This window comes from Vicinamibacteria bacterium, assembly GCA_035570235.1.
Classification (GTDB): domain Bacteria; phylum Acidobacteriota; class Vicinamibacteria; order Fen-336; family Fen-336; genus DATMML01.
On sequence record DATMML010000022.1, the window covers coordinates 1 to 13,637 of the forward strand.

Sequence of the window (13,637 nt, forward strand, 5' to 3'; positions counted from 1 at the left end):
TACAGCCGACACTGCCTTCTTTACTCGAGGTCAACACTCGGGAATTCAAGGGTCTGGAGTGTTGTGGGTTGCACCGGGGGCGTCCGATGCTCCTCCTTTAACTCTCAGGCGCGGCAGCGCCCAGGCAAGGCCTGCGCTTGGCCTTGACGCCCTCGGAGGTCCCACTCCGCCACTCTTGTAATGCAACTCAGCGATGGCCGCGGAATGCCGCGATCTCGGGCTGGGGCGGATCGGCTAAGGAGGAGGCGCGAGATTGACGGCCCTTGGCCTGACCGTAATCGACAGTCAACGTCACAAGAAAGCTGTTGCTGTCGGTCCCGAACAAGTCTCCCACGCGGCTTCGGCCCATGTTGCCCACATAGGCGAAATCCAATCGGAACGGGGCGAACTTTCCTGAAAGGCCGACCGTAGGGGAGGTCTCGTCCAGACCGCACCTTGCCGTGAGCCGCCCCTGCAGCAACACCTGTTCGAAGCCCAGGTTGGGGTGATAGACGAGTGTGTGCGTTCCAGCGAGAGCGTTCTGGCGTTGGAGACGGGTTGCGCCGACATCGACCAATGCCCCCTGCCATGGGGAGATGGAAACGCCCAACCGGTACTCCGTGGTGTGGACCATGCCCTCATTGACACCTGCAGAGTCGGTCCGGCGCTCAAGGTCCCTGTTCAACAGACCCCGAAAGCCGAGGAGCACCCGCTTCTCGGGTTGCCAAGCCACACCGAACCCGCCGGATGGGCGCCACTCCGTTTCGTACCGTACACCCTTCTGCTGAGGGCTCTGGTTGGCTTCGAATTGGGACGTCTCGTGAGACAACAGCACGCCGACGGAGAGTCCTTTTCCCAACGGCATGGCAATCTTCGAGAAGACGGCATGATCGGAACCCTTCCCGATCAGTGGAACCGAACCGGGGCCCAGCCCCGGAGCCTTGGCCGTGAAATGCACATCGTTGGTGTCCTGGAACATTGCGATCACGTAGATCGTCAGGCCATGCCAAAGGGAGGGCGTGGTCAGGCCGACGGCCGCAAAATGGAAGTCGTTGCCGTTCGTGTAATGGGTATCTCCGTAGTCGACGAGCGCTGTGTCCGCGTCCCGCCACACGAGGGCATAGTTACCCCAGGTAGCCCCGTCCCCGCCGAAGCCGATCGAACGGACCCCTTTCTTGATCTGGCCGGATGAAAACTCGCGTATCGAGAGCTCTGGCGACTGGGCGTGTGCCCAAGCCGGAAAAGCACAAACACTCCCCACGAACACGCCGAGCGCCGGCCAGGAGAACCGGGGTCGCCTCGCTTCGCACCCGCCAAGCCCGAGAGCGCCCGAGGCTCCGGCCTTCTTCTTGCGACACCGGGGTCTTGCGCTACCACCTTTCATCACACCCCACCAGTTAGGCGAGAAGGAATTCAATCCTTGGCGACTTAACCCCTATCTCCAACGTGGAAACCCAGACCTCTGATTGTCATCGTCTCTACTTGCGGTGTCGACGCGATAGGCGGACAGATCAGATGCCCGAAGGCCCGGGTCAGATGATAGCGACAGCGCTCGCCAAAAACACTTCTCCCCCCTGTCTCCGGCCTCTGCACCAACTGACGCAGGCGGCGTTGGGCATGCGCCCCAGGCGGACAGAGTCGCTTAAGATAAAGAGGAGACCTTCCATGCAACTCAGATGTCTTTCGGTGCTCATTGTCACGACTGCGTTCGCGGTGATGAGCCAGCCCGCCCGGACGAGCAGACTGCCTACGAAGGCTTCGGCCCAAGCTTCCCCATCTACGCCAATGGCGGTACCGGCTTCAGCGGTCCCTGGACTCAGGGCGGATTCAACCTGCACCAGATGGTGCACCTCAACTGCACGTTATCGTCGAACACCAAGCCGCCGCTGCTGCTCCTGGGGCATCTGCTCCGCCCCTAAGTCCTTACCGATGCTGTCATAGCAAGGGGAACGACGCTTTCTCCTTTAGGCTGGCATTGGATGTGCCACTCTGCGCACGGGGGCTCGTGTACCCCCCCCAACTCCTCCTGGAGGGGAGATAACGACATGCTGAAGAAACTCGCTTTGCTGGTCGCGTTTGTCTTCGCCTTCGGCGTCACCATGACGCTGCCGGTCGCTGCTCAGGCACAGGAGAAGAAGGAAGACAAGAAGGAAGACAAGGCCGAGAAGAAGGCGGACAAGAAGGAAGACAAGAAGGAAAAGAAGGACAAGAAGAAGGACAAGGCCGAAAAGAAGGCGGACAAGAAAGAAGACAAGAAGGAAGATAAGAAGGAAGACAAGAAGTAAAAGTAGACCCGCTTCGAACGTCCTTCAGCACGAAAGGGGGGCTACCCGGCCAAGAGTAGCCCCCCTTTTCCTGTTTCTCGTTCCCTTCCGTGAGGAGCCACCAAACACTCGCTTAGATTCGTAGCATTGCCCAGGAAGAGTTGCGCTCAGAAACCGATTGCGCAAACTCACCGTGAAGGAGGCCCCTGGAGTCACCACACCGGCAGAGTCAACGTCCCGGCGGGACTCGTCGACGGACGCGTCATCGATCGCAATCCCTAGGTTCGGTTCTCAACCCCGGTGAAGGGCCAGCGCCGAACCCGCCAGGACCAGATGACGAAGAAAACGAGGCCGACACTGAGCGTCCCGAGGCCGAAAAGGATCACCCTCGGCTCCGTGGTGGCAAAGACAAAGATCCAACCGCCCAAGGCGACAAGGCTCGGCAAGGGATAGAGCCAAATCTTATAGGGGCGGGACATGCCCGGCTTGCGCCTTCTCAGAAGGGCAACCGCCCCGATCTGGCCCATGAACTGGATGAGGATCCGGGTCGTGACGAGGGCGTCGATCACCAAGCCCAGGGAGAGGAAGCTGCACGCGATCGCGATGAGGCCAACCACGAGCAGGGAGATGTAAGGGAAGGGTCTTTTCGGGTGGAGACGGCCAAACGCCCGGAAGAAGTACCCGTCGTTGGCGGCGGCGTAGGGGATGCGAGAGTAGCCGAGGAGAAGGGCGAAGACGGAGCCGAACGCCGTCCAGAGGATTGCGGCCGTGAAGAATGACGCGACGGTCTTGCCGTAGATCTTCTCCATGAAAATCGAGACCACGAACTTGGACTGCGGGTGGTCCCCCGGGGGGACGAACTCCCGCCAGGGGACGACGCCGATCACGGAGAGGTTGATCGCGAGGTAGATGAGGGCCACCCCCACGATGCTGAGCAGGATGGAGCGAGGGATCACGCGCCCCGGATCCTTTACTTCGTCGCCGATGTAGCAGATGTCGTAGTAGCCAAGGTAGTCGTAGATGCCGACCCGCGACGCCGCCCCCAGGCCGATCAGGAAGCCGAGCGAGAAGTTGAATGCTCCGGGCGGGAAGTCGAAGGCGAGCCGCGGGTCGAAATGCCGGGCGCCGCTCACGATCACGGCCAGGGTGGTCAGGATCGTCCCCCCCCAGAGAGCGAGGGTGAGGGGGCCCAGGGATCCCAGAGGCCGGTAAAGGAGCACGAGGTTCAGGACCCCCACTCCCGCCGCCACGAGCGCGAAGTCAAAGTCCGTCAGGGACGGCCACAGGTAGCCAAGGTACTGCGAGAACCCGATGTATCCCGAGGCGATCTCCAACGGGCCGCTCAGGATGAACTGCCAAATGAAAAGGAAGGCGGCGAGCCGGCCCCACGTCTCGGGGCCGTACCCCTCCCGCAGGTAGACGTAGGTCCCGCCTGACCCGGGCATGGCCGCTCCCAGCTCGCTCCAGACCATGCCGTCCGGAATCACGATCAGGAGGGCGACCAGCCAGCCCAACATCGCCTGCGGCCCGCCGAGGGCGCCCATCAGGAGGGGGATCGTGATAAACGGCCCCACTCCGATCATGTTCGTCATGTTGAGGGCCGTGGCTTGGAGCAGGCCAAATCGGCGGGGTAGCGCCGGACGGCCGTCGCGTGCGGAAGGCCCGAAGGCGTCGGGATCCGTCGCTGGCGGGGTCATGGAGTTCTCCAAAGAGGGGTCGTGCGACACAGGGTCCGCTTACGCCGGGATCTACGGGGCCGCCGGCCCCATTCCGGGGTCATCTCGTGACGGCCCCGATCCTATACGATGCGGGTGCCCAAACGGGCCGGGGCTCGACGCGTGCTCGACGAGGGGTCGCCCGTGGGCCGGTCGGGCCCAACGAGAGCGTTCAAGACGCGCCTGCTGGTAAAGCGAGACCTGTCCCGACCGGCGGTGTGCGGCTCGTCCCGCTCGTCAGGGTGGAGGGTCACCCTGAGCTGGCCGCCCCCCAGTTCCCTCGCCGTCGACAGGTTCCTTAGCGAGGGTGGGCGGGGTTCCGTCTAGGGGAAGCGTGAACTTGAATGACGCCCCGCCGCGGGGACGATTCTCAACCCAGATACGCCCACCATGGGCCTGGATGATGGCCCGGCAGATGGCGAGCCCGAGGCCCACGCCGGGCCGTCTCTCGCTGGACGCCCGGCGGAAGGGCTCAAAAATGCGCCCCTCCTCCCCGGGGGGGATGCCCGGCCCCTGATCGGCCACCTCCACCAGGATCTCCCCGTTTCCCGCCCGAGCCCCGATCTCGATCTCGGCCTCGGCGGCCGTGTATTTGAGCGCGTTCTCGAGCAGATTGACGAGGACCTGCTCGACGAGCACGGTGTCGAGGGGCACAAGGGGCAGGTTCTCCGGCAAGTCCGTCCGCACCCGGCGCCCCCGCAGCCTCTCCTCCATCTGGGTGAGGGCGGCCCCCACCGCCTCCTCGAGCGGCTGCCATTCCTTGTTCAGGGTGATGGCCCCCGCCTGCAGGCGGGTCATGTCGAGCAGGTTGCGAACGCGTCGGTTGAGCCGCTCCGCCTCCTCGCGGATGGTTTCCAGGAGGTCGTGCCGCACGCTGGAGTCGAAGGAGACCTGTCGGTCCAGGAGAGTCGTGGCCGCCCCCTCGATGGCGGCGAGCGGGGTGCGAAGGTCATGGGAGACCGAGCTCAAGAGCGCGCTTCGCAGCCTTTCGCGCTCGGACTCCAAACGCACGCGCTGTGTTTCCTCGACCAGGCGGACGCGCTCCAGGGCCACGGCGGTCTGGGCCGCGAAAGCGTCCAGCAAGCGTCGCTCTCCCGAATCCTCCAACCGGCTGCGGTCCTTGGGAACGATGCTGAGAACTCCCAGCTTCCCTCGCGAGGTCACGAGGGGGAGGTGGAGGCCCAATGCACCCGGGAGCGTGCTCGTGGAGAGGCCTGCTTCGCGCCCGTTGGTCCACACCCATTGGGCGACGCCCCTTTCCTTGGTGTCGAGATCCAAGCGCTCGTCCGTCCGAAAGAGGACCTTCAGCCCGCCCGCCTCGTCCGGTGCCCAGATGGCCACCGCGCTGTCGAAGAGGCGGGCGATATGCCGCGCCGCCCCTTCGATCAGGCCCCGGTTCTCCATGCTTCGGGCCAGCTCCCGGCTCATGTCATAGAGAGCGGCGGTGTGCCGTTCCCGCTCCCGCGCCGCCTGCGCCTGGTTACGGACCCGGCGGGTGAGATCGCTGATCACGACCGCCACCAGGAGCATGACCACGAAGGTGACCACGTGCCGGAGGTCGCTGACGCTGAACGAGAAGTAGGGGGGGATGAAGAAGAAGTCAAAGGCAAGTACGCTGAGGGCGGCGGAGAAAAGGGATGGGCCGTAGCCCAAGCGGAGCGAGGCGATCACGACGCTCAGCAGATAGACCATCACGATGTCGGTGAGGTAGTCGGGGCCAAAGGCCACCCACCCGAGGCCGGTGGCGAGGGCCACGAGCGCGGCCGCGGCCGCATAGCCGGCTCGCCCAGGCTCTCGGTCGCTCCGGCGATCCGGGACCCACTCCGCGGTCTCCGCCCCCCCCGCGGTCACGTAGATGTCGATGTCGCCGGTGTGGCGGACCAGGTCGTCGACAAAGCTCCCGACCAACCGCTCGCGCCATCCGCGGTTTCGGGGCTTGCCCACCACGATCTTGGTCGCGTTGCGCTCCCGAGCCAGGCGCACGATCGCCTCCGCGGCCCGCTCATCGCTGAGGGTCTCCACATCCGCCCCCAGCTGGGCGGCGAGGCTGAGGTTTTGGGATAGGCACGTGCGGTCCTCCTTGGACAGCCGGATCGAAGCCGGGGTCTCGACGTAGACCGCGAGCCAGGGCGCATGCAACCCGCGCGCCATGCGGCAGGCGTCGCGGATCACCCGCGCCGAGTGCGGACTCCAGCTCACGCACACCAGGATCCGCTCCGAAGCCGCCCAGGTGGTCTCGATCCCCTTGGCGCGACGGTACTGGCGCATCTCGGCATCGACCCGCTCCGCGGTGCGGCGCAGCGCGATCTCGCGCAGGGCGATCAGGTTCCCTTTGCGGAAGAAGCTCTCGATGGCCCGGTGCGCCTGCTCTGGTACGTAGACCTTGCCTTCGCGCAGCCGCTCGAGGAGCTCGTCCGGCGTGAGGTCGACGAGGCGAATCTCCTCCGCCGTCTCCAGGATCGAATCCGGAACCGTCTCGCGGATGGTCACGCCGGTGATCTGGGCCACCACGTCCGTGAGGCTCTCGACGTGCTGGACGTTCAGGGTCGTGTAGACGTCGATGCCCGCCTGTAGCAGCTCCTCGACGTCTTGCCAGCGCTTCACGTGCCGGGAGCCCTCGGCGTTGGTGTGGGCGAGCTCGTCGACGAGGAGCAGGCCGGGACGTCGGGCGAGGGCCCCATCGAGGTCGAACTCTTCGATGATGATGGATCGGTAGGGCACCCTACGCCGCGGCAACACCTCCAGGCCTTCGAGAAGAGCCGCCGTCTCCTGCCGGCCGTGGGGCTCCGCCACCCCCACCACCACGTCCCGGCCCTCCCCGCGCTCGCCCTGGGCCGCCTCCAGCATGGCGTAGGTCTTGCCGACCCCCGGGGCCGCCCCGAAAAAGACCGTCAGCTTCCCCCGCCGCGCGCGCCGCTCTTCCTCATCCACGCTGCGCAGGAGCTCGTCCGGGTTGGGACGCTCAACGGACACGATCGGAACCAAGCCTTCCTAGGGCGCCTTCTGGCCGTGGGCGGCCATTTCGCAGCCGTCGGGGGGAACCTATCCTCTTTGTCGAACCGGGTCTAGGCCCAGGTCAGGGGGCGCCTTTCGCTCCCGGCACCTGGTGTCCGAGCTCCTGGTCGAGGGCGAGGTTCAGCAAGAGCACGTTCAGCCGGCGTTCGCCCAGGAAACCGAGATCGCGGCTCTCGGTGTAGGCCGCGACCAAGGACTTCACGCGTTCCTCGTCGACGGCCCGGGCCTGGGCTACACGTGGCACCTGCCAGAAGGCGGCTTCGGGGGAGATGTGCGGATCGAGGCCACTGGCCGACGTGGTTGCGAGGTCCGCGGGCACGGGGTCGTGGGCGCCAGGATTCTCCTTGCTCAGGCGGGTCACCTCTGCCCCGACGCGGTCGCGGAGCTTGGCCGAGGTGGGACCCAGGTTGGAGGCACCGGAGTTGGTGGCGTCGTATCCATCCCCGGCCGCAGAGGGTCGCGGATGAAAGTAGGCCGGGCCCGCGAAGGCCTGTCCAATCAGCTCCGAACCCACGATCCGCCCCCCGGGCCCCGTGACCAGGCTCCCATTCGCGCGGCCCGGGAAGAGGGTCTGGGCGAGAACGGTCATGGCCAGTGGATAGGCCAGGCCCGTAAGGGCCAGGGTGACGATGGTCAACCGGAACGCAATGTCGAGGGTCTTGAGCATGAGGGCCTCCTAGACCATACGGACGAACTCGAGGACGATATCGATGAGCTTAATGCCCAAGAAGGGCGCTATCACACCGCCCACTCCGTAGATGAGCAGCGAACGCTTGAGGACCGCGGCCGCTCCCAGAGGACGGTACCGTACGCCTTTCAGGGCCAGCGGTATCAGGAGCACGATGATGATCGCGTTGAAGATGACCGCGGACAGAATCGCGGTCTGCGGGTCCAAATGCATGACGTTTAGGGGAGCGATCTGCGGGAACACCCCCACGAACAGAGCGGGGAGGATGGCGAAATACTTGGCTACGTCGTTGGCGATGGAGAAGGTGGTCAAGCATCCGCGGGTCATCAACAGCTGCTTCCCCACCTCCACGATCTCCAGGAGTTTCGTGGGGTTGGAGTCGAGGTCGATCATGTTCCCGGCTTCCTTGGCCGCCTGGGTGCCCGTATTCATGGACACCGCGACGTCTGCTTGGGCGAGGGCGGGCGCGTCGTTTGTCCCGTCTCCCGTCATCGCGACCAGCTTGCCCTTGGCCTGTTCGGCCCGGATCAACTCCAGCTTCTGAACGGGCGTGGCCTCGGCCAGAAAATCGTCGACCCCTGCTTCGGCGGCGATGGCGGCCGCCGTCAAGGGATTGTCGCCGGTGATCATCACCGTGCGTATCCCCATGGCCCGGAACCGCTCGAACCGCTCGCGTAGCCCTCCCTTCACCTTGTCCTTGAGGTGGATGACCCCCAGCAAGCGGAGACCCTCAGAAACGAGGAGGGGCGTTCCCCCGGATTCGGCGATCCGCCGGACCATGCCGTCCGTCTCTGCGGGGATGCTCCCGCCGAGGGACCGCACGTGGCTCAAGATGGAGTCCGGAGCCCCTTTGCGGATCTGGCGACCGTCCAAGTCCACTCCGCTCATCCGCGTCATCGCGGAGAACGGGATGAAGGTGGCCTGCAGCTCATGGATCTCCCGCGCCCGAAGCCCGTATTTCTCCTTGGCGAGCACGACGATGGAGCGGCCCTCCGGCGTCTCGTCGGCAAGGCTGGCGAGCTGGGTCGCCTCCGCCAGCTCCCCCGGGCTGCAGCCCCCCACGGGGAGGAACTCGGTCGCCATGCGGTTACCGAGGGTGATAGTGCCGGTCTTGTCCAAGAGTATGGTATCGACGTCGCCCGCCGCCTCCGCCGCCCGCCCGCTGAGCGGGATCACGTTGCTGCGGACGAGACGGTCCATGCCTGCGATCCCGATGGCGGAGAGCAGCCCGCCGATCGTGGTGGGAATGAGGCAGACGAGCAGGGCCACCACCACGGGGACAGAGATGCTGACGCCCGAGTAGACGGCAAAGGGAACGAGGGTCACGCAGGCGATCAGGAAGATGATGGTCAAACCCACGAGCAGAACGTGCAGGGCTATCTCGTTCGGAGTCTTCTGACGCTTCGCTCCCTCCACCAGCTGCACCATTCGGTCGAGGAAGGACTCCCCCGGGTTCACGGCGATACGCACCACGATCCGATCCGAAATGACGCGCGTTCCACCGGTTACGGCCGAGCGGTCCCCGCCGCTCTCGCGGATGACGGGAGCCGACTCTCCCGTGATCGCGGACTCGTCCACGAACGCCACACCTTCGATGACGTCGCCGTCACCGGGAACGAGTTCCCCCGCCTCCACCACCACCACGTCGTCCTTGCGCAGATTGGAGGCGGGGATGCGCTCCTCCTTATTGTTCCGGAGAAGGCGGGCGATCGTGTCGCGGCGCAGGCCCTTGAGGGCGGCGGCCTGCGCCTTGCCCCGCCCTTCCGCGACCGCCTCCGCGAAGTTCGCGAAGACGACCGTGAACCAGAGCCAGAGGGCCACGTTTCCTGTGAACCAGGCGGGAGGGGCGCCTGCGGCCGGGGCGACAAGGTCGCGCACCCAGACGAGGGTCGAGAGCACGCTCCCCACCTCCACCACGAACATCACGGGGTTCTTGGCCACCTGCCGGGGGGAGAGTTTCAGCATGCTGTCGATGATCGCCCGCTTCAGCAGGGTGGGCTCGAAGGCCGATACCGCGCGCACGTTCGAGGCAGCCATCAGTACACCTTTCCGTTCAAGGCCAGGAAGTGTTCGACCACTGGGCTCAGGCAGAGGGCCGGGAAAAAGGTCAAAGCTCCCACGATCACCACCACCCCCACCAAAAGCACCACGAACAGGGCCCCGTTGGTGGGGAAGGTGCCTGGCCCGGGAGGGCTGACCTTCTTTCCCGCGAGCGCGCCCGCGATGCCGAGGGCGGGGATCATCATCCAGAAACGGCCGGCCAGCATGCCCAGCCCCAGCGCGACGTTATAAAAGGGGGTGTTGCCGTTCAGGCCCGCGAAGGCGGATCCGTTGTTTCCGGCCACGCTTGTGAAGGCGTAGAGGATCTCGGTGAGTCCGTGGGGCCCCGTGTTGCCGAGAGTGGAGGTCCCGTAGGGCTCGACGGCCGCCCAGCCGCTCAGACTAAGAATGATGAGCGGGAATACCAGCGCGTAGAGCATGGCGAGCTTCACTTCCCGAGTTTCAATCTTCTTGCCCAGGTACTCGGGCGTCCGCCCTACCATCAGACCCGCGATGAAAACGGAGAGGATGGCCATGACCAGGATCCCGTAGAGCCCCGCCCCCACCCCGCCGAAAACGACTTCTCCGAGCTGGATGTTGAAGAGGGGGACGAGACCCCCCAAGGGTGTGAAGCTGTCGTGCATGGCGTTGACCGCCCCGCACGAAGCGTCGGTGGTGACGGTCGCGAACAGGGCCGAGTTCGTGGCCCCGAAGCGGACCTCTTTCCCTTCCATGTTGCCCGCGGCCTGGTTCACGGCGAACCCTCTCAGCGCCGGGTTGCCTTTGGACTCCGCCCAATACGCAACGGTTACCCCCACGAAGAACAAAAGCGCCATGGCGGCAAAGAGAGCCCAGCCCTGTCGGCGGTCGTTGGCCATTCGGCCGAAGGTGTAGGTGAGGCCGGCCGGGATCATGAAGATCAGGACCATCTCCAGGAAGTTGGTGAGCGGGGAGGGGTTCTCGAAGGGGTGGGCGCTGTTGGCGTTGAAGAAGCCGCCCCCGTTCGTTCCCAGCTCCTTGATCGCCTCCTGCGAGGCCACCGGGCCCATGGCGAGAACCTGCTTGCCTCCCTCCAGGGTCGCAATTTCTCGGTAGGGGGCGAGGTTCTGGATCACGCCCTGGGAGGCGAGCATCAGACCGAAAACCACGCTCAAAGGGAGCAGGATGTAGAGGGTCGAGCGGACCACGTCCGCCCAGACGTTTCCGATCGTCCCCGGCGCCTTCCCGTCCGATCGTCTAGTGATCCCGCGGGCCAGGGCGAGGGCGACCGCGATCCCGACCGCTGCGGAGGTGAAGTTGTGCCAGGCGAGGCCGGCCATCTGGGTGAGGTAGCTCATGGTGGCCTCGCCCGTGTAGTTCTGCCAGTTGGTGTTGGTGGTGAAACTGGCGGCCGTGTTGAAGGCGAGGCCCGGCTCGACAGCGGGAAACTTCTGCGGGTTCAAGGGGAGCAGGTGCTGCAGCCTTTGCAGCGCATAGGTGACCAGCAGCCCAAAGACACTGAAGGCAAGCACGCCGAGGGTGTATTCCCGCCAGCCCTGCTCTCGTCGCGGATCGATCCCGCACAGCCGATAGACCACTCTCTCCAGGGGCCCGAGGACGCGCCTGAGCCAGTGTCCGTCGCCCTCCAGGACTCGAAACATGAAATTCCCCATGGGCCTGGTGAGGGCCAGGATCACGAGGAAGAAGAGCAAGATCTGCAGCCATCCATTCGCGGTCATCGCATCACTCAGAAGCGCTCCGGGCGCAAGAGGGCGTAAACGAGGTAAACGAGCACCAGCAAGGAAATGACGAGGCCCAGGAAAAGCTCAAAGCTCAAGGGCGCCTCCTCAGAGTCGGTCGCAGCCCTGGACGTACAGCCAGGACAGGGCGAAGAAGGCCAGAGTGGTCAGAACAAACACGAGATCGAGCATTAGAACCTCGTCCGAGACCCCTTGGGTACTGCAGGGCGCGGAATCAGAGCTTTACGAGGAAAGCGAACGTGAGTCGGTTCTCGGACTTACGAAGATCCGGAGAAAAGCCCGGAACCGCTGAACCAGCGGGCCCTACGTTGCCTCCTGGCGGCGTCACCCCTCCCGACCCCGAAAAGTAGGGGACGTTTGCCGCCCGGTGATTGCCCTCCAGCCGAAAAGTCACGAACTGATTCGGCATGTAGTCTAGCGTCACTTGCATGTCCCAGGCCTTGAACACGTCGCCCGGGTTGGCGGTGAAGTACGGCGTTCCCGAGAAGGCCGTCGCACCGTTGATGGGCGGCACCAGCACCAGGTACCGCCCCGGGTTGGTGATGGCCCCACCGCCGATCGTGAAGCCGTAGCGGCCGTGATCGAGCCACAGCCGGTTGTAGGCCATGAAGCCGAGGAAGTACTGCGACGGGCTCAGGGCGGTGCCGCCCGAGCAACTCACGCCACCGCCGTACTCGCATCCCGCGTCGAGGGTGAGGGAAGCCGCGGCCTTGAGCCCTCCCTTGTCGTAGTACTTGACCATGACGCTGTCATCGGTGTGGACGCGTTTGCGGTCCGGGGTGGCGAGCGTGTCGGCGCCGAAGTACTGGTTGCCGAGGAGCGAGAGCCAGCCGTTCGGGCGCCAGAGAACCTGAAGCCCGAGCCCGGGTGTGTTGTTGAACTTACCGTACGACTGCCAACCGTTGATGAACCAGGGCTCGATCTTCAGCTTGTCGTTCGGGAAGATCTGGACGCGCATGCCGTTGAAAAACCACGGCGTGTTCGATGAGACGTAGGAAGGCTGGTAGGTCCAGTTGTCGAAGTTGTAGTAGCTCCAAAGGCCCACGTACGACATGAAGATGCCGGCCTGGACGTTGATGCCGTTCCACTTGTTGATGTGATAGCCACCGTACGCCTCGGAGATGTAGCGGTAGGCACCATCCAGGGTCCATTGCCCGCGCGCCGGGCTCGCGTCGTTGCGGGGCGTGGTGAAGGAGTACATCCCGAATTGGGTCATCAGCCGGCCCTGCACGTTCTTGTAATTGAAGTCGCCACCGATGCCCAGCTGGGTGAGCTGGAACTCGTTGTGCCGGAATACCTCGCTCGAGCCGGAGATCGTGTCGTCCTGCGGGCGGTTGAAGCTGTAGTGGTAGGCGGTGTCGACCCTGAACTCTCCGGTGAAGGCGGTGCTTGAGAGCACCCTCTCGGCGGCCCCATAGTTCCCGGGCACCCATGAGAAGTCCGCAAACGCAAATGGCTCCGGCGTCTTCTCCGGGGTTTTCTGTTCGAGCTCGGCGGCAGGCGATGGCTCGGCGGCCGGAGTCGGTGACGCGGACGCGGCCGAAGGCTGAGCCGCGTCGGTTGCCGGCGCGCCCCCTGACGGCGCTGCCTCGGCGAGCGACGCCCTGCCCTCGACCCGGGCGCGTTTCAGCTCGCCCTCAAGCCGTTCGATCCGCTCTTTCAGGAGAAGGATCTGATCGGTCCCTTCTGGGAGCGGGACCCGAGGGGAGGTCTCGGACTTCCTAGAGACGTTGGGTTCCTCCGCTCCGAGGCTGGAAGCGCCCATGAGCACGACAAGCGCGGCGAGGAGGGCAGGCGGCACACCGACAAGAGAGAACCGGCACGTGGCGACGGTGGCGTTACACCACCGTTCCTTTCGAGCCCGCGTCCTCTCACCATCTCGCCTCATGTAAATGGCCTCCATGACAAAAAGCCGTTCTTGAACGGCCTCGGCAAAGCCTCCAGGTTTCCGGAGCATGGCCCGTGACCGGCCCAAGTCCGCACAGCAATAGACGCTACCCCCTCCGGTGTAAGGAAGGTGTAAACACTGGCCTCCCGGTCATAAGGATCTGGTAAAAACAGCCTGGCGCGGGCGCCCGCGGCAATCCCGGAACGGGTAGCACGCCCGCCGGTTGTTGGGCGGTGCGCTCTGCGGCCCGCTCCCGGTTTGGGATGGGGCAGTGTCGCGAAAATTGGGTAATGGGTCAGCTCGAATGGG

At 64.8% G+C, this 13,637-nt stretch carries 9 protein-coding genes; 1 reads left to right on the forward strand and 8 read right to left on the reverse strand.

What is annotated here, in order from left to right; genetic code table 11:
- Positions 1-187: 187 nt before the first annotated feature.
- Positions 188-1,246: a hypothetical protein gene (locus VN461_03800; GenBank protein ID HXB53882.1), complete on the reverse strand. Its 1,059-nt coding sequence runs from the start codon at positions 1,244-1,246 to the stop codon at positions 188-190.
- A gap of 778 nt (positions 1,247-2,024) precedes the next feature.
- Here VN461_03800 and VN461_03805 point away from each other — a divergent pair.
- On the forward strand, positions 2,025-2,264 hold the full coding sequence (locus VN461_03805) for a hypothetical protein (GenBank protein ID HXB53883.1): 240 nt from the start codon (positions 2,025-2,027) through the stop codon (positions 2,262-2,264).
- A gap of 257 nt (positions 2,265-2,521) precedes the next feature.
- On the opposite strand, the gene VN461_03810 is transcribed toward VN461_03805, so the two are convergent.
- From VN461_03810 to VN461_03840, 7 genes are all read right to left on the reverse strand, one after another.
- On the reverse strand, positions 2,522-3,940 hold the full coding sequence (locus tag VN461_03810) for an APC family permease (protein HXB53884.1): 1,419 nt from the start codon (positions 3,938-3,940) through the stop codon (positions 2,522-2,524).
- Positions 3,941-4,195: 255 nt separating this feature from the next.
- Entirely contained in the window at positions 4,196-6,943 is a 2,748-nt protein-coding gene (locus VN461_03815) for a sensor histidine kinase KdpD (GenBank protein HXB53885.1), read from the reverse strand.
- A 91-nt stretch (positions 6,944-7,034) separates the two neighbouring features.
- Positions 7,035-7,640 (reverse strand): potassium-transporting ATPase subunit KdpC, encoded by a 606-nt coding sequence (gene kdpC, locus VN461_03820; protein HXB53886.1) that lies wholly within the window; start codon positions 7,638-7,640, stop codon positions 7,035-7,037.
- Positions 7,641-7,649: 9 nt separating this feature from the next.
- The gene (gene kdpB, locus VN461_03825; protein HXB53887.1) at positions 7,650-9,698 is read right to left on the reverse strand and encodes a potassium-transporting ATPase subunit KdpB; all 2,049 of its coding nucleotides are present in this window, start codon (positions 9,696-9,698) and stop codon (positions 7,650-7,652) included.
- Complete coding sequence (gene kdpA, locus VN461_03830; GenBank protein ID HXB53888.1) at positions 9,698-11,419, reverse strand: potassium-transporting ATPase subunit KdpA; 1,722 nt, start codon at positions 11,417-11,419, stop codon at positions 9,698-9,700. The genes kdpB and kdpA overlap by 1 nt, the downstream gene beginning before the upstream one ends.
- 8 nt (positions 11,420-11,427) lie before the next feature.
- Complete coding sequence (gene kdpF / locus VN461_03835; GenBank protein ID HXB53889.1) at positions 11,428-11,517, reverse strand: K(+)-transporting ATPase subunit F; 90 nt, start codon at positions 11,515-11,517, stop codon at positions 11,428-11,430.
- A gap of 137 nt (positions 11,518-11,654) precedes the next feature.
- Positions 11,655-12,839, reverse strand: coding sequence for an outer membrane beta-barrel protein (locus tag VN461_03840; protein HXB53890.1), 1,185 nt, complete (start codon positions 12,837-12,839; stop codon positions 11,655-11,657).
- Positions 12,840-13,637: the final 798 nt, after the last annotated feature.